At 45.6% G+C, this 26,234-nt stretch carries 22 protein-coding genes; 21 read left to right on the top strand and 1 reads right to left on the bottom strand.

From position 1 onward, the window contains the following. Positions 1–64: 64 nt before the first annotated feature. From MKY85_RS27035 to MKY85_RS26985, 11 genes are all read left to right on the top strand, one after another. Positions 65–2,716: a hypothetical protein gene (locus MKY85_RS27035; protein ID WP_342571201.1), complete on the top strand. Its 2,652-nt coding sequence runs from the start codon at positions 65–67 to the stop codon at positions 2,714–2,716. A gap of 136 nt (positions 2,717–2,852) precedes the next feature. Further along, the gene (locus MKY85_RS27030; protein ID WP_342571200.1) at positions 2,853–3,446 is read left to right on the top strand and encodes a hypothetical protein; all 594 of its coding nucleotides are present in this window, start codon (positions 2,853–2,855) and stop codon (positions 3,444–3,446) included. 148 nt (positions 3,447–3,594) lie between these two features. Further along, positions 3,595–3,867 carry an alpha/beta-type small acid-soluble spore protein gene (locus MKY85_RS27025; protein WP_342571199.1) on the top strand — a complete coding sequence of 91 codons (273 nt, stop codon included), beginning with the start codon at positions 3,595–3,597 and terminating at the stop codon, positions 3,865–3,867. 255 nt (positions 3,868–4,122) lie between these two features. Further along, on the top strand, positions 4,123–5,325 hold the full coding sequence (gene metK / locus MKY85_RS27020) for a methionine adenosyltransferase (RefSeq protein WP_342571198.1): 1,203 nt from the start codon (positions 4,123–4,125) through the stop codon (positions 5,323–5,325). A gap of 217 nt (positions 5,326–5,542) precedes the next feature. Beyond that, on the top strand, positions 5,543–9,328 hold the full coding sequence (locus MKY85_RS27015; RefSeq protein WP_342571197.1) for an S-layer homology domain-containing protein: 3,786 nt from the start codon (positions 5,543–5,545) through the stop codon (positions 9,326–9,328). 116 nt (positions 9,329–9,444) lie between these two features. Beyond that, positions 9,445–10,671, top strand: a complete 1,227-nt coding sequence (locus tag MKY85_RS27010; RefSeq protein WP_342571196.1) for a stalk domain-containing protein — start codon at positions 9,445–9,447, stop codon at positions 10,669–10,671. Between the two features lie 228 nt (positions 10,672–10,899). Then, entirely contained in the window at positions 10,900–13,623 is a 2,724-nt protein-coding gene (locus MKY85_RS27005) for a stalk domain-containing protein (RefSeq protein ID WP_342571195.1), read from the top strand. Between the two features lie 47 nt (positions 13,624–13,670). After that, on the top strand, positions 13,671–14,831 hold the full coding sequence (locus tag MKY85_RS27000) for a sensor histidine kinase (RefSeq protein ID WP_074092506.1): 1,161 nt from the start codon (positions 13,671–13,673) through the stop codon (positions 14,829–14,831). Positions 14,832–14,838: 7 nt separating this feature from the next. Next, positions 14,839–15,561 carry a response regulator transcription factor gene (locus MKY85_RS26995; protein WP_026081439.1) on the top strand — a complete coding sequence of 241 codons (723 nt, stop codon included), beginning with the start codon at positions 14,839–14,841 and terminating at the stop codon, positions 15,559–15,561. Between the two features lie 325 nt (positions 15,562–15,886). Then, positions 15,887–16,297 carry a hypothetical protein gene (locus tag MKY85_RS26990; protein ID WP_342571194.1) on the top strand — a complete coding sequence of 137 codons (411 nt, stop codon included), beginning with the start codon at positions 15,887–15,889 and terminating at the stop codon, positions 16,295–16,297. Positions 16,298–17,487: 1,190 nt separating this feature from the next. Beyond that, entirely contained in the window at positions 17,488–18,630 is a 1,143-nt protein-coding gene (locus MKY85_RS26985) for a helicase-related protein (RefSeq protein ID WP_342571193.1), read from the top strand. A 24-nt stretch (positions 18,631–18,654) separates the two neighbouring features. Here the strand turns inward: MKY85_RS26985 and MKY85_RS26980 are convergent, their stop codons facing one another. After that, positions 18,655–18,975, bottom strand: a complete 321-nt coding sequence (locus MKY85_RS26980; protein ID WP_342571192.1) for a hypothetical protein — start codon at positions 18,973–18,975, stop codon at positions 18,655–18,657. A 72-nt stretch (positions 18,976–19,047) separates the two neighbouring features. Between MKY85_RS26980 and MKY85_RS26975 the strand changes: the two genes are divergently transcribed. The 10 genes from MKY85_RS26975 to MKY85_RS26930 all read left to right on the top strand — a co-directional run bounded on the left by MKY85_RS26975 (position 19,048) and on the right by MKY85_RS26930 (position 26,117). Beyond that, positions 19,048–19,638 (top strand): ComF family protein, encoded by a 591-nt coding sequence (locus tag MKY85_RS26975; RefSeq protein WP_342571191.1) that lies wholly within the window; start codon positions 19,048–19,050, stop codon positions 19,636–19,638. Positions 19,639–19,879: 241 nt separating this feature from the next. Next, entirely contained in the window at positions 19,880–20,284 is a 405-nt protein-coding gene (locus MKY85_RS26970; protein WP_310340768.1) for a TIGR03826 family flagellar region protein, read from the top strand. 176 nt (positions 20,285–20,460) lie between these two features. Then, positions 20,461–20,745 (top strand): flagellar biosynthesis anti-sigma factor FlgM, encoded by a 285-nt coding sequence (gene flgM / locus MKY85_RS26965; RefSeq protein WP_047840678.1) that lies wholly within the window; start codon positions 20,461–20,463, stop codon positions 20,743–20,745. 11 nt (positions 20,746–20,756) lie between these two features. Continuing rightward, a complete protein-coding gene (locus MKY85_RS26960) occupies positions 20,757–21,260 on the top strand; it encodes a flagellar protein FlgN (RefSeq protein ID WP_342571190.1) in 504 nt (167 codons plus the stop codon). A 19-nt stretch (positions 21,261–21,279) separates the two neighbouring features. Further along, entirely contained in the window at positions 21,280–22,836 is a 1,557-nt protein-coding gene (flgK, locus tag MKY85_RS26955) for a flagellar hook-associated protein FlgK (protein ID WP_342571189.1), read from the top strand. A gap of 26 nt (positions 22,837–22,862) precedes the next feature. Then, entirely contained in the window at positions 22,863–23,783 is a 921-nt protein-coding gene (gene flgL / locus MKY85_RS26950; protein ID WP_342571188.1) for a flagellar hook-associated protein FlgL, read from the top strand. Between the two features lie 17 nt (positions 23,784–23,800). Then, on the top strand, positions 23,801–24,370 hold the full coding sequence (locus MKY85_RS26945; RefSeq protein ID WP_342571187.1) for a DUF6470 family protein: 570 nt from the start codon (positions 23,801–23,803) through the stop codon (positions 24,368–24,370). A gap of 103 nt (positions 24,371–24,473) precedes the next feature. Beyond that, complete coding sequence (gene fliW, locus MKY85_RS26940) at positions 24,474–24,902, top strand: flagellar assembly protein FliW (protein ID WP_342571186.1); 429 nt, start codon at positions 24,474–24,476, stop codon at positions 24,900–24,902. A gap of 1 nt (position 24,903) precedes the next feature. Further along, positions 24,904–25,152 (top strand): carbon storage regulator CsrA, encoded by a 249-nt coding sequence (csrA, locus tag MKY85_RS26935; protein WP_342571185.1) that lies wholly within the window; start codon positions 24,904–24,906, stop codon positions 25,150–25,152. Positions 25,153–25,295: 143 nt separating this feature from the next. Next, positions 25,296–26,117 carry a flagellin gene (locus MKY85_RS26930; protein WP_342571184.1) on the top strand — a complete coding sequence of 274 codons (822 nt, stop codon included), beginning with the start codon at positions 25,296–25,298 and terminating at the stop codon, positions 26,115–26,117. Positions 26,118–26,234 lie beyond the last annotated feature (117 nt).

The following is a 26,234-nucleotide window of genomic DNA, read 5'->3' as shown; positions in this document are numbered from 1 at the left end:
AACTTTCTCGCCCGCCCAAACGTTTATACTATATAGCAACAAGCAACTTATGGGAGGTTTGGAAGTGGATCATAAGAAGGTCATAACGACTTTGATAACTAGTATGTTATTCATCAGTTCAAGTGGAAGCTTAGTAGCTGCCGCAAGTACACCAGCTAACTCAGGTAAACCTGCTACCAATAACAGCACAACAACTAAGAAGCAACAGACAACAACCACGAACAAAGTCGTACATACACTGGCTAAGGTACCTGCGGTCAAAGTAACTGCGCGGAGTACCGTGAAGCTAACCGACGTTAATATCTTGTCCCAAGACGACGGGAATACGGTGACGTATACACTGACGTATAAAAATAATGACAGCACACCGATGATGATGCTCGATTATTGGAGCAAAGTGAAGACAAAAGGTGGAACAAGCTTTTCTCCAAAGCTGATCGCTAAGGATCAGGAGAAGAAGGCGGTATCACCGGGTTCCACGGTGGATCTCACATATGTTATGAAGGTTGGACGTGAAGTGAAATTAAGTGATCTGAACTTCCTGATTGTGAAATGGGATTTCAGCAAACCGAATTATGAAAGCACGCTGGGGAAATTCAATGTTCCCGCATCATATAGCATCACTACACCTGTAGGTAAAACAAAGACGGTTCGTCTGAGTGATTCAGCCGTCAAGGTTAAAGTCTCGGGTATTAAAGTGTATCCAGGTGAAAATAAGAAACAATACGTCAAAGTTGGCGTGAACCTGAATAATATCAGTTATAAGCTATTGGACAATCCAAATATCAAGTGGATTCTACGTACACCGGGAGGTACGAATTATCCGTTGACCCCGGATAAGGATAGTACAGGTGTGAGTATTCAGGCACAGGCCAACAAAACGTTGAATTTAATGGCTTCATTGCCTACAGCGTTGAAACTGGAGAAGTCAGAATTACTGCTAGTGGAAGAACAAGGTGAAGAGAAGACTGCTCTGCCAGTTGCATCACTACAGCTTCCTCAAGCCAGTCAAACCAATGTAAATGTAGCAGCGAACCAACCGAATATTATCTCAATTGATGGACAACCTGTATCGACTCTTTTGGAATCTGCTCGTGTCCGTGGTGAGGATGAAGAGTTCGATCTAACGATGCAGTGGGTCATTAAGAACCAAGGGAAAAAAGAAGTTAAGGTTCCCAAATATGCATTAGAGATCCGTACAGAAGATGGTACTTCCTATCCGATCGAGACGAAAGCGCTGGATGATCTGAAGTTGAAGCCAGGTGCAACTAAAACGATCAAGCTGATCACTACGATTCAAGGAGATGGGGATACTAGTAAGATCAAATTATATGCCATGACACCGACGACAAAGGATGACAGTAGTAAGGAAGGTGAAACATCTGGTGGAGGCACGAGTGGATTTGAGTTTTCCTATCCGGTTGGCATCTATGCTATTCCTGAATCCGTAACAACTGGAGATGGACTTACGACAGAAACGGTAATTAAGAATAGTAAAGGTACATTCGGTGTATCTGTAGGCTCATTACAACGTCTCCCTTGGACAGACAGTGATATTATTGCTGCCAAGGTCACCATCCGTAATGCATCAGCCAAAACGGTCCAATTGCCTGAGCTGGAAGCGATGTTCACGATTGATTCCGCTAGAATTGACGGAGATACGAAGCTGATTAGCGCGCAAGGCGCCAAGTTGCTCGGTTCGGGGATGGTCATGGAGGCTTATCTCCTGACGAAGATTCCATCTGAACTCAACATGAGCCGTCTGGAATTGACGTTGCTGGAGAAAGTAAGTGAGGAAGAAAAGAATGATTGGATTACCCTTAGTACGTCCGGTTTAATTCAGCCTCTATCTTATGTAGGCGAAGGGAAGACTTATACTCAAGGAACTGCAGATAAAGAAACAGAGCTGGGCATACGCAGAACCTATGTGTATCCGGGATCTTCGTCCGATATTGTATACACCGAATTCGAGATGACGAATAAGTCTCTGCGTCAGAGTGGCCTTGCGAAGTTGGTAGGATACTACAAAACAGCAGATGGTCAATATTACAAAGCAACAGCCAAGCAGGCAAACCGTGTACCGGGACCAGGTCAGAAGAGTATTGTGACGTTCTGGGCTAAAGTACCGAAAAGTGTAAAAACATTATCTGATATGCGTCTGATTGTAGGTGAAGGCGTTGCTGACAACAAGTTTGTCACGGGTGAAGGCGAGGCGACGGCTTATGTTAACGCCATGTCATTCGAGGTGCAACCGAAATCATTATCTGTTCTATCATCTCTGAATGACATAGACTTGTATCCGTTCAAATTCTCGGGCAGCAATATCAAAGCTTACCTTACAGGTGGAACGGCAGTACAGATTGAGATGATCTACTCCTTAACACAGGAGGAAGCTGTGGATAGTGGAGAGTATGGACACAAGCTTGTTTTATCTCTAACTGATGGGTCAGGTAAAGTGTTTGATAAAGAGATCACACCAGGAACCGATCTGAAGACAGGCATTAACCAGACGCTCAACTGGAGTATTGATGATACGGTATTTGATAAAATACGTGGTGGTTCATATCGCGTAGCTTTGTATGATGTGTTCGAGGGTCAACGCATACGCCTTGCAGAACAAGGTTATAGCTACGATGTATCCAAACTGCCTAAAGAAGAACCGATCATCCCGGAGTTCCCGGAAGAGGGTTCTAATAATCCCAATAATAATCGGTAATTTGTACGAAAATTTAAGATATTTTAAAGCTAAGACCTCGCTTCCACATCTGCGGAAGTGAGGTTTTGCTTGTCGCATGTCTATTTATTCTCTATAGTTAAAGTTAATAGATTACCAGAGGAGGAAAATGATTCACATGAAACCTTATATGAAAGTATCCCTCGCTGCGCTCGCCATTGGTGTTGGCGTGTGGGTTGGGTCGGTATACAGCAATACAGCCATTGGAGCAGGTACCAGCCAACCAGGAACAGCGGATGATCCAGTCGTAACGAAGAGTTATGTAGATCAGCAGATTCAACAGGCTTTGGGCGGTAAGATCCCGACTGGAGGAGGTAGTACCAATACGGAAACAGATAGCAATGCAGGAAATGGTAACAATACAGGCTCTACAGGAACTGGGAACTCCGGTAGCACAGGTGGAGATACTTCGCTTCCTCCACTGGTCTCAGGCGCATCTGATGCCGTTGAGATCGTAACCGTGAAGCCGGGTCAACAGCTGATCGGCAAGTCTGGCGCGGAGTTCATTGTACGAAGCGGTAAAGCTGTGATCGTCAGTGAAGGTACGAATGGTGTAGCGGATCTGACGGACGGGATTGACCTGACGAATGGACAGGCAGCGCCGACCAATCACCTGCTCTCTTTTCCAAGGGACGGACGGGGGATCACGGTATTGGAAGGAAACAAATATAGCCTAACCGTAATGGTTCGTGGTGGATATACTTTGAAATAGGTTTTGCTACTGTTAAAGGAATTATTCATTATTCATACATTTCATTTGCTCAGATTACCCAGTTCTAACAAACATTAATACGGCTAGCCAGCCTTGTTCCTGCTCACTCTATAACTGTTGACAACCAATTAACGGAGGTGCAGGAACTATGGCTAGAAGCAATCGCAAAGTGGTACCCGAAAGTCGTCAAATGCTGGATCAGATGAAGTATGAGATTGCTGCAGAATTCGGTTTCAATGTGGGGTATGGTGGCAGAGGGTTGGCTGGTGCGGATACAGAATTTGGATCTGAATTGGGTGAAGTGAGTGATCACTCTTATGGGCAATACAAAGGGTGGGGACATCTGACTTCCCGCGAGAATGGATCGGTTGGTGGAGAGATCACCAAAAGGCTAATTCGTCAGGCAGAGCAGCACTTATAGGGCATTTTCATTATCCCAATTCGTTTGACACGTCTTGACAAATACGTTAAGATGGCATTTGAGGTATGCAACCTTTTCCACTAGGGAAAGGTTGATTTTCGTTTGAGGCAATTACCTGAAAAATCCTTATCTTCGTAACTGCGGACCCAGGGTCCTTATTCCATGTTGGAAAGCTTCGAGGGTACAGTGAACGAATCGCTGTCATGTTTTGTTCGGGCAATCGCCATACTACTAGTTATGGGAGGTTGAAACTTCATGTCTGTTAAAGGCCGGCATCTATTTACATCGGAGTCTGTAACTGAAGGACATCCGGATAAAATCTGCGATCAGATCTCAGACGCCGTATTGGACGCGTTTCTTGCAAACGACCCCAATGCTCGTGTAGCTTGCGAAGTTTCCGTAGCCACAGGCTTAGTGCTTGTCATCGGTGAAATCAGTTCAGCTTCTGAATACGTGGACATTCCGTCCATCGTTCGTAATACCATTAAGGATATTGGCTACACACGTGCCAAGTTCGGTTTTGATTATAACACTTGTGCAGTTCTGACTTCTCTGAATGAGCAGTCTGCTGATATTGCCCAAGGCGTTAACGCAGCGCTTGAGAACCGTGACCCGGAACAAGTTGCTCGTGAAACAGAGAATATTGGTGCAGGTGACCAAGGTCTGATGTTCGGTTTTGCAACGAACGAAACACCAGAACTTATGCCTTTGCCAATCGCATTGTCCCACCGTATCGCACGCCGTCTGGCGGAAGTGCGTAAGAACGGTACGTTGGAATATCTTCGTCCGGACGGTAAAACGCAAGTAACCATTGAATACGACGGTGACAAGCCGGTACGTGTGAATACCATCGTTGTGTCTACTCAGCACGCTGAAGAGACTACACTGGAGCAGATCCAAAAAGACATCAAAGAACACGTAATCTTGCCTGTCGTTCCAGCGGAATTGCTGGATGAGCAGACTAAATATTTTATCAACCCAACAGGACGTTTCGTTATTGGCGGACCTCAGGGAGATGCAGGCCTTACTGGACGTAAAATCATCGTAGATACTTACGGCGGTTATGCACGTCACGGCGGTGGTGCGTTCTCTGGTAAAGATCCGACAAAAGTAGATCGTTCCGCAGCCTATGCGGCTCGTTACGTAGCGAAAAACCTTGTAGCTGCAGGTCTTGCAGAAAAGGTGGAAATCCAGCTCGCGTATGCGATTGGTGTAGCCAACCCAGTATCGATCAACGTGGATACATACGGAACTGGCAAAGTCAGCGAAGAGAAATTGGTTGAGCTTGTGCGCAACAACTTTGATCTTCGTCCGGCTGGCATTATTCGTATGCTGGATCTGCGTCGCCCAATCTACAAACAAACTGCTGCTTACGGTCACTTCGGTCGTACAGACCTGGATGTACCTTGGGAGCAAGTGGACAAAGCAGACCTTTTGAAAACTCAAGCAGGTCTGTAATTAGCTAACATTATGTGGATCATTCAATGAGGCCCTTGATTCCGTTCAGGAATTAAGGGCTTTTTTGTGCTTCCATCGATTTTACTGCTTGCATGGACAAAGGAAAAATTATGGAATATATACCCAAATAACTAAATGAAATCCCTTCTCTAACCGAAATACATAATGAGGTCTGTACATTAGACAAGAGAAGAAATTTAGATAAGGGGGAAGATCAGTGAAATCGAAGAGAATCGCAAGAAAAGGCATACTTGGACTCTTGATCGTCATGCTAACTGCTCAAGGCTGGCTTACGGGTTGGAGTGGAGTTGAGCGGGAAGCATATGCGGCACACGCATTAAGTGCAAATGGAATAACGAATACTGTTCCTGCTGTGAAAGCAACGAATGTGGATAGTTCAGTTCCATTCGTTATTGATTTTGATAAACCTGTTCAGAAGGCAACTGGTACACAAAGTTCAATCGTGATTAAACGTTTGGATGACAATACAACGATGGGTTCGGTGCTGGTATCCAGTGACCAAGTTGTGATTGATCCCACACCACCGATTACAGACCCTACGACACCCGATGCGGGAGACAACACACCTGTACCAGCTACTGGCCTACGAGTGACGATTACACTGGGAAAGACTCTACCGGGAGCAACATACTATGTAGAGATAGATAATAAATCATTTGTTTACGCAGACAATACTGCATTTCCGGGACTGACTAACAAAGAGTGGACCTTCAGTACGCTGGGGCTAGGCTCAACTTCCCTTGTGAGTAGAGTTCCTGATAACGCAGCAATGGTATCCCTTTCAACTAAGGTAGTAATGACGTTCGATAAGCCGGTAACCGCAGGTAGAGGCAATCTCATTATTTATCAGGGAAGAGTTGGTGGTACAGTATTCGAGCAGATTCCAGTAAACGCAGGAGCACCTCGAATTACAGGTTTTGGAACCAATACGATTACGATCGTTCCCACGAATAACTGGAACAACAACACTACATATTACATCGTAATGCCAGAAGGTTATTTGCGAGATAGCAATGAGAATGATATCAGTGCAATTAATGGGAATGTTTGGGGATTCAATGTCATATCCGATCCGACGTCTCTTATGGTATCTACTGTATCTCCCGCAAACGGTACTACCAATGCACCATTAACGGGAAATTTAACAGTTACATTCAACAAGGAACTTGATCCGAATTACATTCAGAATGTAACGCTCAAAAAATCAAATGGAGCAACTGTTTCATCTAAGACAGTCATAAATAGTTCAAACAATAGACAATTGCTGATTACACCTACCAACGCATTGGATAGCAACACAAATTACGTGGTAGACATCCCAGCCAATGCGTTTCGTGATAAAGCAGGAAATACATTTACAGGTCTTAATGGGTCTACATCATGGGCCTTTAAAACATTAAGTGCAGATACAACTGCACCTGTGTTGAAGAATGCTAAGATGCATAGCAATAACACCATTCGCCTAACATATGATGAGTGGCTGTACAGCACTAATTCGCTGAGTAGTACGTATGCTGTCACTGTAAATGGTGAAAAGAGGAATGTCAGCTCCACTTATATTTCAGGTGACAGTGTATATGTTGTCTTGGATACGGGTGTAGCGGTAGGACAGGTTGTGCGGATCGCATATGCACCCGGTACTACAGGTAATCGTCTTACAGATCAATCTTCCAATGCTGCGGCTGCTTTTGGCGCAAGAGATGTGGAGAACGGTTTAGATTCTGTCATGTCCAAGCCGCGAGAAGGTAACGTGTATTACAGTACAATTACGTTGTACTACCCTGAGACGGTATATATCACTTCAAGTGATGCAGCAAGACAATTCAGTGTAACTGCGGATCAGTATGCTGTAGGCATCAATAGCATATCGATCAATAGCAGCTCTGTCGTGACATTGAACCTCAGTCGATCCATTACGGATGGTGAAGTCGTTCAGGTTGCATACACGCCAGGTTCATGGCCTGTAAAAGATACACGTGGACAGGCTCTTGCTGGCTTCAGCGGCTTCTATGTCCGCAATTCAATTGATACCAAACCACCTGAGTTTAAGAGTGCTGAGGTGAGTGGTAACAAGTTATGGATGCGTTACAATGAACCACTGAATACGACGAATAAACCGCTCAACAGCCAATATTCTGTTCTGGTCGATGGTAAGCCAGTCTTCGTTAATGATTCCGAGATCGAAAATGATCTGGTCACGTTAACGCTGGCTTCAGCGGTGAAGGATACACAAAATATATCGTTATCATATGTACCTGGAGCGTTGAGATTAACGGATCTGAACAATAATCCAGCAGGATATCTCAATCTGACTCCAGTAACGTACACATATGGAAATGGCAAAATCCTGTCGGCTACGCTTCAGGGAGACACGGTTCAAATTAATTTCCGTGATTCAATCCAGTCCCAGGCTGCACTAACAGCATCTCAGTTCAATGTAGTGATTGGTAATTCAACGACAACCGTATTGTCTGCTTCAGCTTCTGGCTCTGTGGTGACGTTGAAAGTGGATACTTCAACAGTAGCATCGACAGCTACTTCGACGGGAACGGTGAGTTATGTACCCGGGGCTGTGCCGTTACGAGATGCGTCGAATGTCACGATAACAGCATTTGGTCCACTTACGTTACAACAGACGAATAATAGTTCCAACAACAATAATCAGTCGGGAAATCGTCCTTCCTGGTTGTCGGAATTGGATGCATCGAGCTATGGTCAGTCTTTACTTGTAATGAATAATACTACGGGTTCTGCTGTATCTGCGATGTCCCACTATAACCGCCCGACTCGTCAATTCAACGTGGATGCAACCAAGTTGATTCAGTCCTTTGAATACGCTGGAGCAAACGGGAAATTGACTCAGCCGGTGGTATTCGAGATTCCGGATAGTGAATCGGCTGCGTATGTTGGGTTCCCATTAAATGCACTGACTCAGATTGCTGCAAGTTATCGCACAGGCACTATAGGTGTGAAATATGGCGATCTCCTCTGGACGGTGCCACTGTCTAATCTAGATATGGCGGCTATGAGTCGGAGTGTAGGAACGTCAAACACAAGTACAACGACAGGAGCAGCAGTTCCATCCTTATACGTTCAGTTAGAGACGGTACCAGTATCTTCATCGGGGACGATGGAAGGCTTGATTGCAGGTGCAGGAGCGCAGAAGCTTGGCAATTATACGGACGTATATTTGTATGCCGGTAATGGAACAAGCGATCAACGTGTAGATCAGAATATCAAAAGCCAACTGGCCATGCAATTGGCTGCCAATACCCCAAGTGTAACATCCGGATTTACGTATATCGATCCAGTTACATTTAGGTTATCGAATGTACCTAGTTCCTTTAAAAATACGACAGGTGGTGTAGTTGTCCGAGGACAACTGAATGGCAATCAGTCGGTAGTCCCTGTTAACAACATCGTTAGTTATCCGGATACAGCGTCACACTGGGCTAGTGAGGTCATTAAGGAGCTCTCTGCCAAATGGATTATTAACACACCTACGGGTAGCTTCTACCGACCGAATGAGAACATTACACGTGCAGAATTTGCTGAATTGGTCGCTAGAGGTCTTGGACTGAATGGAGAACCGACCGCAGCAAGTCGTTTCCAGGATGTACGTAGCGGTAGTGTGACAAGTGCCTATATCGGTGCTGCAGCTGAAGCGGGCATCATTACTGGAAATACCGATGGTACGTTTAAGCCGGATCGCCCCATCACGCGTGAGCAGATGGCACTTATGATGGTGCGGGCTATGAATTACGGAGGCAAGACCGTTTCGCTGCAATCTTCGGCTGCTTCCACTCTATCAAAGTTCAAGGACAGTAACAAAATCCAGTCCAAGGATTCTGTTGCCAAAGCGGTTCAGGAGGGAATCATTCAAGGCATGACAGCCAGAACATTCGAACCTCAGGGAAATGCAACTCGTGCACAGGCAGCAGTCATGTTAAAACGAGTTTTGGACAAGTTAGGATATCTATAGTAGTAAGTAGTTCTTTTATCTTATTGAAGCGAAATCGATCAGGGGAATATGTTCAACTGGTTGGTTTCGCTTTTTTATATTATAAAATATAAATTTCATGGATAGAGGGTGTGAATTTGTTTAAAAAAATGCTAGTAATTTTCCTTGTTCTGGGGTTAATATCCCTACCATCACTGGCTTATGCTCAAAATAATAAAGAATCCATACAACTGTACGTTAATGAAAAACCTACTTACATTAAACTGATGACAAAATCAGGGACGGTGTATGTTCCATTTCGAGAGTTTATTCAACTAATGGGGTACCAAGCGAATTACTCCGTGGTAGATCAAGAGATCTCAGTTAAGATCGGGAAATCAAAATTTATCTTTCTACCGGACGATGGTTATATTAGTGGATCGGGAGATTACTACGAATTACAAAGGCCAGGTATTCAGATTGATGGAAAATTCTTTTTACCTATCCGTTATGCCGCCTGGTTAACCAAGCACTCGGTTAAGTATGATCAAAAGTCGAATACGGCGTGGATGGTGCAGTATGGGTATGGTCAAGAGAAAGAGATACTTGATTTGATAACAACATATGATAGAGCTTTCACTGTAAAACTACTTGCTTCAGATCATATGCAGAGATCCTATCTGACGGATAGTAAGATTACACTCCCAGAGAGTGAAATTCCGGATCGAATTTACAGTATCGATATAACAAGCATTACATATGAATCTGCGAACCAGGCATTATTGTATGTTACATATATCCATAATAATCAGGTAATGGACGACCAACATGAGATCGTGTTCCGAATTAAGAAGGAAAATAATTTGTGGAAAATTCTTCAGTCGGAATATCTGTCCAGTTATACCAGTCTCCCAGAAGATATTGATACATCTGCTGATAATATAAAGGAGAATTTTAAAGAAAAGCAACAAAGCATATTGTCAGATCTGAGGACATATTATGAAGCCTTGAATCAGGAAGATTATGAATTAACATATAAATATACTTCGCCATATAAGATTCAGCAAAGAAATGCAGATGCTCTTGCTGACTGGATGACTTGGGAGAAAAGCAAAAAGGCTTCTTTTGAATATGAAGATGCTACGCACCGTATGTCCAACGAACGTGTCGTGTTTCTTGGTGAGAAGCAAGCCGTTGTCCATGCTACGTTGCAATGGAGTAGCATTTCAGAGAATGGAGAGCAGCATAGTTCTGAGTATAATGCACTCCTCTATCTTGATTATGCCAATGGGCACTGGAATTATAGTGATGAATTTAACATTGATGCTAACTATGAGGAAACCAATAGAGAGCTTCCCGAAATGTTTTTTCCAGAATTAGAATAGGATTCAACATAAATCATTGTTCAGGTAGAAGCCAGGTGTGCAGATAATGCTGCGCCTGGGTTCTTTTTTTGCCAAGAATATCCTCAAAGTTAGCTAGTGGCGTAACTTTTTCCACAAAAAGCAGTCTATTAATAGAAGAGTATACTAGGGATCTCGCTATCGGCTGCCTACTTGGCAGTGTTCGTGATGTCTAAGATTGATATACAAGATGGGAGAGACGTTTCAGACATGCTGGGGAAACATGGGAAACAGCTGGAAGACGTTAAGGGCAGTAAGGTGAAGAAATGGGCAATAGTGACGCTGGCGGGTGTAATCTGGATTGCACCGGTGATGAGTGCAGGCGGGCAGATGTGGTCAGGCACTTCATGGCAATCGGTGGCCGCAGCGGCATCTACGAATACAAGCAAGTTGAGTGAAGAAATTCTGACTTCGGGTGCGAAGCTCATGAAATACAGATATACAACAACACGTTCCGGTTCCAAGGTCAACGTACTGGCGGATGTGGTCCAGGTGGATCTACAGAATCCGTATGTGAAGCTGGATGTGATGACAGGCAAGGGCGGTAATCTGAACAGCAAACAGAGCACAGGTGCCATGGCTAAGGAAAATGGTGCAGTGGCTGCTGTGAATGGCGATTACTTCAATGTATCCGGTGAACTCGCGCCGATTGGCGGACAGGTCTCTGATGGCGTACTGGTCTCCACACCATCCGAACTGTCGGGCATGTATGCTCTCACAGTGACTAAGGATGGCAAGCCGATGATCGACGAGTATTCTTTTGATGGAACAGTGAAAGCGCAGGATGGTTCAACTTTTGCTTTGCGTGGGATAAATAAAGAGGATTATACGGTAGAGTCGGGCGCGGTGAAATATAGTCATGCCAACTCGATGTATATTTATACACCTGCCTGGACATCCACCAAACGTCCGAATGATCCTTCCACAACGCCGACAGAGGTTCTCGTGCAGAACGGAGTAATCACCCAAATCTCGGATAAAAAAGCGTTAAACATGACGGTGCCGCAGGATGGGTACATTTTGCGTGCGCATGGAACAGCAGCGACATGGATCATGAGCCATCTCTCTGTTGGGCAAACCTTGGATGCGGATTACAAGCTGAAAGCCAAAACAACCGGGCAATCGGTTGATCCAAGTAATCTGGAGATGATGATTGGCGGTCATACCATTTTGGTGAACGGTGGAAAGGCAGCTTCCTTCTCCCGGGATATCGCTGCGTCCGGCATTGGCGGTATTCGTGCAAGAACGGCAGTAGGCTACTCTCAGGATGGTCGGTATGTCTACATCATTGCAGCGGAGAAAAACAGTAACAGCAGCGGGATGTCGCTGACAGAACTGCAATCCTTTATGACCAGTGTGGGTGTCTGGAAAGGCATGAACCTGGACGGAGGCGGCTCCACAACAATGGTAACACGTCCGTTGGGGGAGCAAACCGCTGGTCTGACGTTCAACACAGAGTACGGCACTGAGCAACGTCAGGTTGTAAACACGCTAGGTGTGTTCTCTACGGCTCCTGTAGGTAAACTGAAGGGCTTTGCCGTGAGTGGCAGCCAAACGTTGCTGGTGGGACAAGAGGGCAAGTACACAGCCAAAGGATACGACACCTACTACAACCCGATCGCAACAGGCGATATCAGCATGTCCTGGAAGTCCAGCAACAACAGTATCGTGAGTGTCAGCAACGGAACGATCAAAGGCGTGAAGCCGGGTACAGCCACCCTGACAGCTACGAGCAATGGAGCTTCATCGTCCATTAAAGTATCGGTACTGGGTGGAAGTGAATTGGCTTCTCTGACAGCAGGATCGGGTCTTGGTTCGCTCAAAGCGGGCACAACGATATCGATTCCGGTGACGGCAACGACGAAGAACGGACAAAGTGTAACGGTTCCGGCAGACTCGCTGACATGGGAATTTATCGGGTTCAAAGGTAAAGTTACGGCTGACCAATTAACGGTATCTTCCGTCAATTCTGGTGCACAAGTAGGATATGCGATTGGACGTTATGATGGTTACAGCACAGTCGTTGTACTCTCGGCTTCTGCAAGCGAAACGATCTGGGAGAACTTCGAAAATGTGAGCTATCCGATCAACTTCACGACAAACGCAGCGGGTGTGACCGGATCGGCAACTGTTACAGCAGGAACGGGTGAAAAAGCCGGCTCCAATGTATTGCAACTTGGTTATGACATGACTGCTGGAACAGGCAAAATGTACGCTTATGCACAACTGAACGGCTCTACCGGCAGAGAGGTATCTGCTGCAGCGACATCAATGTCGATGGATGTTATGGGAGATAAGAGCCTGAACTGGTTGCGCGCTGAATTCACGGATGCCAATGGCAAAACGGTATATGCCGATCTTGCTAAAGCGATTGACTGGAGCGGATGGAAGAAGCTGAGCGTGGACCTGAACGGACTGAATATCGCCTATCCGGCAAAGCTGAAGCGAGTTTATGTGGTGAATGTGGAAGAGGGTCAGGATGAGCGCGCGAAGACAGGTACGGTTGCTTTTGACAATATCGCATTCACGATGCCCTCCAAGTCCAGTGAAGTTGGATTGCCTACGGGAACAGCTTCGCTTGTGCTTGGACAGAAATCGATGACGGTGAATGGAACAAAAAAAGCAATTGATGCAGCACCAGTCCTGAAAAATGGTACGACGTATGTGCCAATCAAACATGTTTTGGACGCTTTTGGTGGTCAGGCAAGCTGGGATAGCAAAAATCAGCGGATCACAGTATTACGTGGTAGCAAGCTGATTGATCTGGTTGTAGGGCAGAAAGAATTCATTCTAAATGGTAAAAGACAGAGCGCAACTGTTGCACCATACGTAACGGGTGGTAGGACTTTAGTCCCGCTCAGACTCGTTTCCGAGCAGCTTGGACTCACTGTAAAATGGGAACAGAAAACGAAGACCGTTACCATCTCATCGTGATATGGTATGATATATACCGGAAACGATAGAAATGGAGTCGAACAAACGTGGATTTACAAGCCGATGCCATAGACCGCGTCATTAAAAACGCCATACAAGTCATGGAAAACAGCAAATATCAAATGTTCGAAATTATGGACGCAACTCGAGATGAGCTGAAGACACTCAACGAGGAGTTGAAGTCGGTACTGAAGGAAACGGCGGAAACGATCGAGAAAGTAGATCAATTGGAGTTGAACTACCGCCGTTCCCGGATCCGGCTGACTGAGGTTAGCCGCGACTTTGTCCGTTATTCCGAGCATGATATCAAGCAGGCGTACGAGAAAGCAACACAGCTGCAGCTGGATCTGATGATTTATCGTGAGAAGGAAATGTATCTGAAAGCCCGTCGGGATGATCTGCAGAAGCGTGCCAAAAATGTGGAAGCTTCTGTCGAGCGTGCCGAGACCATCGGTTCGCAGATGGGTGTTGTACTCGAATACCTGTCAGGTGAACTGGGTCAAGTGACCCGGATCATCGAATCTGCCAAGAATCGACAAATGATTGGTTTGAAAATAATTTTGGCCCAGGAAGAAGAGCGGAAACGTATTGCTCGTGAGATTCATGACGGGCCTGCACAGATGCTCGCAAATCTAGTGCTTAGGACGGAAATTGTAGAAAGAATGCTCATTAAGCAGGATTTTAAGATGGTCCAGGCCGAAATAGTAGATTTGAAAGGCCAGGTTCGTTCCAGTCTTGAAGAAATGAGAAAAGTTATTTTCAATCTGCGTCCTATGGCACTGGATGATCTGGGACTGATTCCAACGCTTCGGAAGTATGTGCAGGATTTTGAGGTAAAAACAAAAATCCGGTCGCTTTTTGAAACAAGAGGTAAGGAACACCGTTTATCTTCCGCGATGGAGGCAGCGATCTACCGCCTTGTGCAGGAAGGTCTGTCGAATGCTGCAAAGCATGCTTATCCCACTTATGTTGTAGTGGAAATTACATACCAGGCTCAGCTCGTCAAAATTGTCGTTCAGGACAATGGGCTTGGGTTCAAACCGGAGCTTCTTGCAAAGAAAAGCAAGGATCATACCCACTTCGGTCTGATTGGGATGAGAGAACGGGTTGAACTGTTAGAAGGAAGAATAGAGATTGAGTCCGGAGAAAATCAAGGAACCAAAATAGTGATTCATATCCCGACAAACGTGGATAAGGGAAAGGAGTAGCAGGATGATGGAAAACCGTGATACTGGTAAAGCATCGATTAAAGTTCTTTTGGCTGATGATCATCAGCTGTTCCGTGAGGGACTGAAACGCATTTTAAATATGGAGGACGACATTGAGGTCATCGGCGAATGCGGCGATGGAATTCAAGTGCTCGAATTCTGCAATCAGGATAAACCGGATATCGTATTGATGGATATCAACATGCCGATTGAAAATGGGGTTGAAGCAACGGAGAAATTGCGTGAGCTGTTCCCTGATGTCAAAGTCATTATCTTGTCCATTCATGATGATGAAAGTTATGTGTTTGAGACGCTTCGCAAAGGGGCTAACGGGTACTTGCTGAAGGATATGGAGGCCGAGTCTCTGATCAATGCGATTCGTTCCGTGCATGAAGGACATGCGTTCATCCATCCAAAAGTAACAGGCAAACTGATCATGCAGCTGCGTCGTATGACGTATCTTAATGAAACAGGGGCGATGAGTGAAGGAGCTTCGAAGGAAGCGGGCGTTAAATTTGTCGCTGGTGACAATAACCCGCTCACACGTCGTGAGGCTGAAGTGCTTCGCTTAATGGCAGAAGGTAAGAGCAACAAAATGATTGGTGAATTCCTGTTCATCAGTGAAAAAACAGTAAAAAACCATGTCAGCAGTATTCTGCAGAAGATGGAAGTGGACGACCGTACACAAGCTGTTATCAATTCGATCAAATATGGTTGGGTTACGCTCTAATACCTTATGTTTATCGTAGAAGCAGTATTCTTATGGTAAGTCAGTCCATTGGTTGATTCAACCTTGACGAAGTATAGATTGGTGTTCACTCGCGCCCTTTCCAGAATGCTGGATTGGTCTGCGGGTTAATGGACTTTATCACTGCAAAAGAGCAAAGCGTAAGGTTGTGCGGAACATGTGTTCAAGCTTAGGCGTGAATGAATGACCTGGCCTGTCTTTCTTCGTCCGGTGTCGATCAGCGTGGAATATGAGTGATGGGAAATGCAAGTGTAACCCTTCAGGAAGTACAGCATATACTTGTTGTATACAGGGATGTTCGCCATGGGTGAGCATGACCTTCCGAGGAGGTGCAGTTGCCATGGTTGCTCATCTGACTATGATTCTGCTCATATACTTCCTGGCGGCAATGGCCGTTCATGCCATGCACCAGCGCCATCTTTCTCGTCCGGAATCTGAAGGATTCGAGCAGATCTTGCTCATCCCTTCCAATCAGGCAGGGCGGATCGAAGGCATTGTAAGAGCACTTTGCCGGGAATTGTTATACCGTGGAAAGAGCTTCAGATTAACCGTTGTTGCTGATCGTACAGAAGCGGAAACGATTACGATTATTGAAAAGTTGATGCAAAGGCAAGGAATGGAGACATCTTATCTGCCTGCTGTCCCTGATGATATTGAACGGATAGCACAGACCGATCACACTTTTCGACTGATCGATTTGCGTGAGTCTGAGCAATAAATCATCATCTGAACGGGAAATGGGATTAACATTTCGTAGATCTACAGTGAAAAGATTACAGCAGAAGCTGTAGTCTTTTTTTGTAATTGTAGCCAAGTCTGCTTTTAAATTAAAAATGGGTTTTTATGCAATCTATGGTTATTGCCTGGGTTTGAGGAGTTCCTGATCATGGAAATAAGATTTTCGAAGTCAGAACTCTTAATTTAAAAGTATAGACGATAGAGATTGGAAAAAGTTTCGCAATTTTATAGAAAGATTCTGGTTATTAGAAGAATTGTATGATGCGTGAATAACCTTGTGCTGTGAAGATTCAATTGGTATAGTCATAAGTAGATTGATCATAAGAAGATTGGATATGGACATGAAGCACATGCGCCGGCGAATAGCCGGGTTGGCATGTGCTTTTTTGCGTTCGGAAAAATTACGATGGGGGAGGAGAGTAAATGAAGGTTGCTTTATATGTGTGCCGTATAGGGGAAGGGTGGAGCATGATGTTATCACTCGACATTCGAGTGGATGTGGCTTGGTGGCTGGAGGGAGGAAGTGGGCAACATATGCTGCGCTGGTTGCTGTTAGACACGACGATGCCGTTAAGTCAGGCATCCTGGTTGGTTGAACATTTTGAGATGGAGCGAAGCATGGATCAGTGGGGCCAGCGCGAATGGCAGAGTTATCTTGCGCGGAAGCTGGATGTATATGAACTGGCCTCGGGGGAAGTTGAGGCGAGAAAAGGTGTAGCGGGCAAAGCAGGGAGTGTCGCTGCGCGTCGCATTCAGGTAGGCGGGATGCCGCCATCGTATCCCGCCGGGCAGTGGGCTCAGCTGGAGCGGGACGCGGCCCTGCTGGCTGAGCGGATCAGCGGCCGCCAATTACTGGCGGCCGAGGCGGAGGCGTTGCTGGCGGATACCGCCCAGCCGCCAAGGGAGTGGCGCGCGGCTGCGCAGCGCGCGCGCTTGCACGGGCGGCTGAGTATCACAGCCGCCCTCCAAGGGCCTGCCACGCGCCGTCGGCACGCGTGGCTTGGACGCGCGCGGAGCGCGCCCCGCTGCCACCGCTGTGGCAGCGAAGCCAGGCAGCGCGTGCCCTGCGCTGCCTGCGGCCTGGCGGCGTGCGCCTACTGCGAGGCCTGCCTCGCGCTGGGGCGCAGCCGTGCTTGTGCGCTGCTGCTACGCAGTGCAGCGCAAGGGGCCGTGCCAGTACGCGGTGAAGCACCGCGTGGCACGGCCATGGCCCCCACCGGCGGCGGGCTCGCCCGGTGGGGGCTTAGCGCAGCGCAGAGCGCGGCAGCAGCCGCGGCGCTTGCGTTTTTGGCCCGCCCACCCGCAGGGGATGGGCCGGGGCAGTTCTTGCTGTGGGCCGTGACCGGGGCCGGCAAGACGGAAATGATATTCCCGCTGCTCCAACATACATTGGATCGTGGTGGACGAGCGCTGGTCGCTACGCCGCGCAGGGATGTGGTACTGGAACTGGCTCCGCGTCTGGCCAAAGCCTTTCCGGACACCTCCCTCGCTACCCTTTACGGAGGCAGTGACGAACGCTGGAAAGATGCTCAACTCACGCTTGCGACCACACACCAACTGATGCGTTTTTATCAGGGATTTGATCTCGTGATCATCGATGAACTGGATGCCTACCCGTACCATAACGATCCCATGCTCGCCCACGCGGCGGCATCTTCCTGTAAACCGGAGGGCAATTTCGTCTATCTGTCTGCTACACCACCAACTCGGCTACAGAGGGAAGCAGCGCAGGGAAAACTCACTCATGCCAAAGTTCCAGTACGTTTCCACCGACATCCTTTGCCCGTGCCAAGATTGATTAAGATGGTTACCGTTGCTGAATGTATTAGGAAACGAAATCTTCCGTCTTCTTTGAAATCTAACATCCAAATTTCATTGCAGCGTGACGCCCAGGTATTTGTGTTTGTGACACGCATTGCCCAGATTGAGGCGTTTGTGAATCTGATGCGCCGCGCCTATCCCGGGATACATATTGAAGGAACGTCATCTCAGGACCCCGATCGCGCCAGCAAAGTTATATCCTTTCGTGAACGCACAATTCGTCTGCTTGTAACCACCACAATTCTGGAGCGTGGCGTGACCATTCCGCGGAGCGATGTCTTTATATTGGATGCAGACAATGGACTCTTTGATGAAGCTTCACTGGTTCAAATGGCGGGCAGAGCAGGGCGTTCCATGGACGACCCGGCGGGTAGAGTGGTTTTCGCATCGTCTCGTCGGACACGTTCCCAGGTAAAGGCCGTTGCCCAGATACGGAAAATGAACACCATCGCTCGTCGCAAAGGCTACCTGCATCCGCCATCCCAGAAATAATTGTTTTCTGCCTAAATATATGTATTAGCATCCATATTTCAAATTACACACAGTGTATATTTCCGTACATACCATTAGATTCTCCAGACCAGATTGGAGGTTTACACCATTATGTTTAACTGGCTCAACAACATCACCGATCATGCTCAGCACCTTACCCAACGCCTCCATCATCTGCTCGCCCCACCGGGAGCGACTTGTCTGACATGCGGCACTCGGGCGATTCTTTCCTCGCTCTATCCGGGTATATGCCCACGATGTGTAAAGCAGATTCCATGGATTCGTTCCATCCGCTGTCTGCATTGTGGTCGCGGTGTCGGATGCCCGGATTGTGCTCGTCCACATATGCAAAACCGTTCTTTTATCCTCAACCGCAGCGCCGTACAGTACACCCCTCTTATGAAAGAATGGATAGGCATGTACAAATTCAGAGGTCATGAACGATACGCGCCGCTCTTAACCACGCTGTTGATTCAAGCCTTTCAAGCGATGAGCGAGGAACACAGCTCTACTTTGGCAAAAGAACCCCCAGCCCCCGTGGCTCATCTCGCCACGCCTGCTCAACCAACGAAGCCGCAATGGCGGCCTGACGCGGTCACTTATGTTCCGGTGAGCAGCGAGCGCCTGGCCGAGCGCGGCTTCAATCAGGCGGAGCGGCTGGCTGCTGGGCTTGCCACCGCCTGCCGCCTGCCTATCGTTGATCTGTTGCAGCGCCAGATCAACACCACCAAACAAAGCTTCAAATCACGCGGTGAACGTATCGAAACGATGAAGAACGCTTTTTCCATCAACCCCGAAGGCATTCATTTAATTGAAAAACTATACAGGGGATCTCATCTGACAGCAAAAAAGGGCATGTCACATGATGAACCCATACAGATCCTGCTGATCGATGATATATACACAACAGGCAGTACCTTGGACGCTTGTGGACAGGCCATCTCGAATGCTGGCTTCTCCATGGAAATTCCGGTTGAGATTTACACATTAACACTGGCAAGATCCTGATTAATACATAGGCTTTTAATGTATTTATGGAATAAAATTGTTTTTAGTGTGCGAATAGCATGCTCTGTGGGAAGAGATTGGAGCTATTTTTTTTTAAAAATGGCCATGAGTTGGCTTTCGTATATATGCATCCTGTTCCCACTTTTGTTTTGTAAATAGACTATGGCTTCATCCGAGAAAATAAGGTAATGTATAGTTATTATCTATTCGGAAATGGAAGTTTGAGAGGGGCGTTTTAGCGATGAATCTAGGTAATTGTCCTCGCTGTGGTAAATTATATGCGTTGAATTTTCGAGATGTATGTTCAAACTGTATTAAGGAAATAGAGAAGGAATATCAGATCTGTGTAGATTATTTGCGCGAAAACAAAGGCACCAACATACAGGAACTATCTGATGCAACAGAAGTTTCAATTAAAAACATTACCAAGTTCATCCGTGAGGGACGAATTTCCATCGAGAACGCCCCGAATATGATGTATCCTTGTGAAGTATGTGGAACATTGATTCGTGAAGGTCACATGTGTGACTCTTGCCGTAATCGTTTAACGAAAGACTTGGCAGGAGCAGCTCGTGAAGTAGGTCAGAAGGATAACAACAATGTAGGCGGACGAACCTACAATGCTGTCGACAAACTACGCGATTAATAGGAGCGAGGGCTCAAATACATGTTTTGCTATAACAAATGTTTTGAAACGTACCGATAAACTTATTAAAGATTATCGGTTTTTTTAATTATCCTAATTATTTTTAGAGCATAAAGATAAAGTAAGAAAAACGTATATCGTCGTAGAACCCTAATATGGAAGGAAGTGTATTTTAAATGAAAATCAATGAACCGAGTAGAATTGGCGCCATCAATTCATATCAAAGGAACGTTGAATCCAATCAGCAGGCTGATGCCAAGAAGAGCCGCCGTAAGGACGAAGTATCCATTTCTCCGGAGGCGATGAAGATGCTTGAGGAACAAAGTCGTACACAGGATGCAGGACGCATACAACGGATACAGGAACTCAAAGAACAGGTGAGTTCGGGAACGTATCAGGTAGACAGTAGCAAGCTTGCTGACAAGCTGCTGCCGTATTTTAAGTCTTTTGATAAGGAATAGGTGATCACGTAATGGCAGCACTGGACAGATTAATTGCAGTTTTGCAGCAAATGGAACAAAGTCACCGCGATATGCTGGCACTCAGCGAGGTCAAGAGACAGATCATTGTCAAAAACGATGTGGATGAACTCATTGCCCTCCTCAACAAAGAATCTCGTTTCATGAAACAACAGGAGCCATTGGAGATCGAGCGGCAGAGCGCAGTTCACGAACTGCTACAGGAGCGAGGCATCAAGTCCATGTTGAACCTGAATATCACCGAAATCTCGAAACTGATTTTTGATCCGGCTGACAAACTGCGATTGCTCGAAGTCCAGAAGAAGCTGGCGGGAACACTGCAGGAGTTAAAAGAAATTAATCAACTGAATCAAATGCTAATCGAGCAATCCTTGATGTTTATTGATCTCTCAATGGACATCTTCGCTTCTCGACCAGAGCAGGATGCCACATATCAGCATCCTGCTGATAAGAACGGTAATCCAGGGCGAATCGGTCTGTTTGACACGCGTGCCTGATTAATTAGGGGGAAACCAGGTGACATCTACATTTCATTCAATCGAAACGGCTAAACGCAGTTTGTTCACACAGACGACAGCTCTTAGCACAACAGGCCATAACATAGCGAATGCCAACACGGAAGGTTACTCACGCCAAAAGGTAAACATGCAGGCATCTATTCCAATGGAGCCGTTCGCATTTCTGCATAGCACAACACCAGGACAACTCGGTACAGGGGTGGAATTCGATTCCATTACACGTGTGCGTGAGAAATTTCTGGATGATCAGTATCGCAATGAAAATACCAACTTCGGGAGTTGGTCCATTCAACGAGATACACTTGAGAAACTTGAGGCTATTGTAAACGAACCATCGGACACTGGTTTTCGAACTGTTATGGATAACTTCTACAAATCATGGTCAGACCTGAGTAAGAATCCTGAAGATGTTACAGCACGGCGGATCGTGAAAGAAACGACGTTAGCTCTGACCGATGCGATGAATCAGATCAGCCGCCAACTGGATGCACTTAGTCAGGATTTGGATAGTAACATCGCTGTGAAAAGTAATGAAATTCAGGGTTACCTTGGTAATATTGCAAACCTTAATAGCGCCATTGTAAAAGTCGAGTCCCTTGGCGACAATGCCAACGATTTGCGTGACCAACGTGATCTGATGACAGACAAGTTGTCCAAGATCATGAACATTACCGTTACGGATTCTCCGCAAGGATACCAGGTTCAGATGAATGGACAGGCACTCGTCACTGGCGGGGCGGTACAAGTAGCGGTAGATCCTGCTTTTCTGAATGCTGCATATACAGCTGGCACGCTCAACAACGGCGAAGTTCACGGAATGATCAAGTCCAGAGACACTTTGGTGACGGATTATCAGAAACAAATGGATGACTTAGCGAATACGCTTGCCAACGGTGATATTGAGATCACCCTCCCTGCGGGTTCTGTCTTACCGGATAATACTGTACTTGATGGAGTTACATACACAGGTGCAGCGCGGACGCTGGCAACAGATCTGAAGGTTACAGTCAAAGGTCTGAACGGTCTGCACCAACTTGGATACAGTATGGATGGAACCAATTCGCCAGGAGTACCTTTCTTTACAGCAGCGGGTGGCGGAACAGCAATTACAGCCGGCAATATTTCATTGAATGCCGATATCTTGGCTGACCCGAATAAAATTGCAACCTCACTCCGAACCACTACGGATTCGTCAGGAGCAGAAACGGTGATCAAAGGTAACAATACTCTGGCTAATTTGCTTGCTAATTTGAAGGATACTCCAATGAAATCCGTTGATGGTTTACGGAATGCAACGATTGGTGCTCAATTTAGTGCGATCGTTGGACAGCTGGGTGTTCAATCTCAGGAAGCTGCCCGTCAGACATCAAACTCGGAATTTTTGGTTGAGCAAGTAGACACTAGACGTCAGTCTGTTAGTGGTGTGTCGTTGGATGAAGAGATGGCCAACATGATCAAATTCCAGCATGCTTACAGTGCTTCTGCACGTTTTATGACCACATATGACCAATTACTTGATAAACTGATTAATTCTACCGGTATGGTTGGCAGATAATTAAGAAAGGAGTGACATAACAGACGATGAGAATTACGAATAATATGTTGAGCTCGCAATTGATTCTTAACTTGAATCGGAATGCCCAACAGATGAACAATACACAAACTCAACTGGCAACAGGACGGAAGATCAACAAACCATCTGACGATCCGGTAGGCATTACGTACTCCCTTCGTTATCGTGCTGAGCTATCTTCTAATGAACAGTATCAAAAGAACGTAGATAGCACAATTTCATGGCTAGAGTTTAATGATACGGTGATGGACCAGACTGGGAGTGTAATTGGACGTCTAAGGGAGCTAACAGTACAGGCAGCTACCGGAACTAACCCCCAAGAGGCACTGAATAGCATTAACGAAGAGGTTAAGCAACTTAAGGCGCAACTTGTTGATATTGCAAATAGTAAGCTAAATGGGAAATACATTTTCAATGGTGAAACTTATGATCAAAAACCTTATGATTTTCCAGCAAGCGCAGATGGATCATTTGATACAACTAATGCTGCTGCGGTAATAACCGACCATGGTAAGATAAACTTCATTGTTGGCGAGAGTATTCAAATGCCGATTAATGTGACCGGAAATGAGTTTTTCGGAAACTCTATAGAAACAGACAATTTATTTGTTATCTTTAATACGATTAGTCAGGCGCTTACTGATGGAAACCTAAATGAGTTGTCTAATCAGCTTGATACGATAGACAGTCGTACAGATAAAATATTGGCTCTTCGTGCTGAGGTTGGGGCTAAAACAAATAGAGTTGATCTTATGCAAGGAAGATTGAGTGATCTTGAAGTCAATTTGACTGACCTGCAATCTAAGGTGGAGGACGCTGATTTTGCAGAAATGTCAATCCAATCAAAGATTCAGGAAAATATCTATAATGCATCGTTATCAGCAGGTGCGAAAATTATTTCTCAATCCTTGGTTGATTTCCTTAGATAACTAGGAAGGTTGATCTTATGAAAGTTCTTCCTATTGTACAGATTCTTGCAATTACTTCTATGCTGCATATTGACGCAGATCCGGGTCAGTATTCTATTCGCCAACCCAAGGCAGATGTCCAAATGACAACACGCCCATCGAGGCTTACTGTAGAAAGTCATCCGATCCGATTTGAGGTTGATCAGAGCAGAGCATTCTCGGCCTATACGGGTGGAAACGTGATTGATATGAATGCACGCATATATTCGGGAATTGAGAAAAATTTCCTTGAAAACATGGCTGAACGTGTTGAGCATGGGAATGAATTGGCTGCCATTCACAAAGCTGGTAATACGATTGCTAACATCGTGGGTACTAATTGGAAAGCAAAACCTTTTCCCGAAATAAGAACACCTGCTTCCATGGATAACGTTGATATACGATTTGAGACGCATGCACCGAGTATTCGTTTCGAATCAGCTGTCTCAGAATTAAACGTCACCGTGAATAAACCAGAGATTGAGTATCATCGGGGGAAACTGGATATTTATGTGAAGCAGTATGCTTCAATACAATATACTCCGCCTGCTATAGATATAGGGATGTAAAAGTTATAATAGAGCTATAGATGGTCTTGACTTTAGACTTCTATAGCTCTTTCTGTATAAAATCTTCGCCAGGGAGGCGTTTATCATTAATATTCAGACAAGCATGTGGGGAGAACTCGAAGTTGGAGAAGAAGAGGTGTATCATTTTTCAAAAGGCTTGCCCGGATTCGATGAAGAGAATCGGTTTGTTTTAATTCCATGGGAGGACACTCCGTTTATCTATTTGCAGTCTATAAAAGAACCCGACTTGTCTTTTTTGTTAGTAAGTCCATTTGTTTTCGCCCCAGATTATACTTTTGAGTTACCAGAAGCAGATAGAGCTGAACTCGAAATTGATGAGGAGGTTTCAGTTTACTCTATCGTCACCATACAATCTGAAGTGAGTACATCAACAATGAATTTACTTGCACCTGTAGTCCTTAACCCAAGTAAGAAAATAGGAAAACAAGTGGTACTTCACCAGTCTTCCTACGGGACACGTCATCAGATCTGGCCAGCAAAAGATACAAATTCAGGGAAGGGTGGAGTGTAAGATGCTGGTATTGTCACGCAAAAAAGGAGAGTCCATAATCATCCAGGATCATATTGAGGTGACTGTACTGGCGGTAGAAGGGGATACGGTTAGAATTGGTATATCCGCTCCTAAGCATATTGATATTTTCCGTTCGGAGGTTTATGCGTCTATTCAGCAGGCGAACCGAGAGTCTGCGACCCCACATGTACCTAACGTAGAGGCGTTTATGGAACTACTCCGTGAGACGGAAAATAAAAATAAAAAATAAAAAAATCTAATTTGCTATAAACAGTTCCTTACAATCTGTCGATATATAATTTAGACGCTGCTTCGGCAGGGCGGCCGACCTTAATGTCGCGGCGTTTACCACAAGGATGTGGAACTAACTTATTTTCAGGGAGGAAATTTCTAATGATTATCAACCACAATATCGCTGCGATGAACACTCATCGCCAATTGAACACAAACACAGCTAACACAAACAAAGCTATCGAAAAATTGTCTTCCGGTCTTCGTATCAACCGTGCAGGTGACGATGCAGCAGGTTTGGCAATTTCCGAAAAAATGCGCGGACAAATCCGCGGTTTGGATATGGCTTCGAAAAATGCTCAAGATGGTATCTCTTTGATTCAAACTGCTGAGGGTGCATTGAACGAAACACATAGTATCCTGCAACGTGTTCGTGAATTGTCAGTTCAATCTTCAAACGATACAAATACTGATGACGATCGCGCTGAATTGCAAAAAGAAGTAACTGAATTGTTGAACGAAGTTACACGTATCTCTACTGATACTGAGTTCAATACTAAAAAATTGTTGACTGGTGCTGCAAGTGGTATTCAAGGCGCTGTCTTCCACATTGGTGCCAATGCTGGTCAAAAAATTGAACTGTCTATTGGTGACATGGGTTCTTCTGCACTAGGAATTAGTGGAGTGGACATTTCCACTCAAACTGGTGCTAATACAGCTATTACGACTTTGGATGCAGCTATTAAATCAGTATCCTCAGAGCGTGCTAAATTAGGTGCAAACCAAAACCGTTTGGAGCATACAATCAACAACTTGGGTACTACTTCCGAGAACCTTTCTGCTGCTGAATCCCGTGTTCGTGACGTAGATATGGCGAAAGAAATGATGAACCAAACGAAAAATAATATTCTTGCACAAGCTTCTCAAGCAATGTTGGCACAAGCTAACCAACAACCACAAGCAGTTCTTCAATTGCTTCGTTAATTTAGTTAGGAAAGGGTTACTGAGAATTCTCTCAGTAACCCTTTTTTTGTATGATCTTCTTTATAAAGAGATCTAACTTCTACTTAGGATTCTACCGATATAACTAGTATTAGTATG

This window comes from Paenibacillus sp. FSL R5-0749, assembly GCF_038595085.1.
Lineage (GTDB): Bacteria > Bacillota > Bacilli > Paenibacillales > Paenibacillaceae > Paenibacillus.
The sequence above is the reverse complement of the archived record's forward strand: the minus strand, read 5'-3'. Positions and strand labels throughout refer to the sequence as shown.

Bases quoted from the DNA above. Each gene is read 5' to 3' on its own strand.
- MKY85_RS27030 (WP_342571200.1), top strand. From the start codon at position 2,853: ATGAAACCTTATATGAAAGTATCCCTCGCTGCGCTCGCCATTGGTGTT.
- MKY85_RS27025 (WP_342571199.1), top strand. From the start codon at position 3,595: ATGGCTAGAAGCAATCGCAAAGTGGTACCCGAAAGTCGTCAAATGCTG.
- metK (WP_342571198.1), top strand. From the start codon at position 4,123: ATGTCTGTTAAAGGCCGGCATCTATTTACATCGGAGTCTGTAACTGAA.
- MKY85_RS27005 (WP_342571195.1), top strand. From the start codon at position 10,900: ATGCTGGGGAAACATGGGAAACAGCTGGAAGACGTTAAGGGCAGTAAG.
- MKY85_RS26995 (WP_026081439.1), top strand. From the start codon at position 14,839: ATGGAAAACCGTGATACTGGTAAAGCATCGATTAAAGTTCTTTTGGCT.
- MKY85_RS26980 (WP_342571192.1), bottom strand. From the start codon at position 18,975: ATGTGGACGAGCACAATCCGGGCATCCGACACCGCGACCACAATGCAG.
- MKY85_RS26975 (WP_342571191.1), top strand. From the start codon at position 19,048: ATGTACAAATTCAGAGGTCATGAACGATACGCGCCGCTCTTAACCACG.
- MKY85_RS26970 (WP_310340768.1), top strand. From the start codon at position 19,880: ATGAATCTAGGTAATTGTCCTCGCTGTGGTAAATTATATGCGTTGAAT.
- flgM (WP_047840678.1), top strand. From the start codon at position 20,461: ATGAAAATCAATGAACCGAGTAGAATTGGCGCCATCAATTCATATCAA.
- MKY85_RS26960 (WP_342571190.1), top strand. From the start codon at position 20,757: ATGGCAGCACTGGACAGATTAATTGCAGTTTTGCAGCAAATGGAACAA.
- flgL (WP_342571188.1), top strand. From the start codon at position 22,863: ATGAGAATTACGAATAATATGTTGAGCTCGCAATTGATTCTTAACTTG.
- MKY85_RS26945 (WP_342571187.1), top strand. From the start codon at position 23,801: ATGAAAGTTCTTCCTATTGTACAGATTCTTGCAATTACTTCTATGCTG.
- fliW (WP_342571186.1), top strand. From the start codon at position 24,474: ATGTGGGGAGAACTCGAAGTTGGAGAAGAAGAGGTGTATCATTTTTCA.
- csrA (WP_342571185.1), top strand. From the start codon at position 24,904: ATGCTGGTATTGTCACGCAAAAAAGGAGAGTCCATAATCATCCAGGAT.
- MKY85_RS26930 (WP_342571184.1), top strand. From the start codon at position 25,296: ATGATTATCAACCACAATATCGCTGCGATGAACACTCATCGCCAATTG.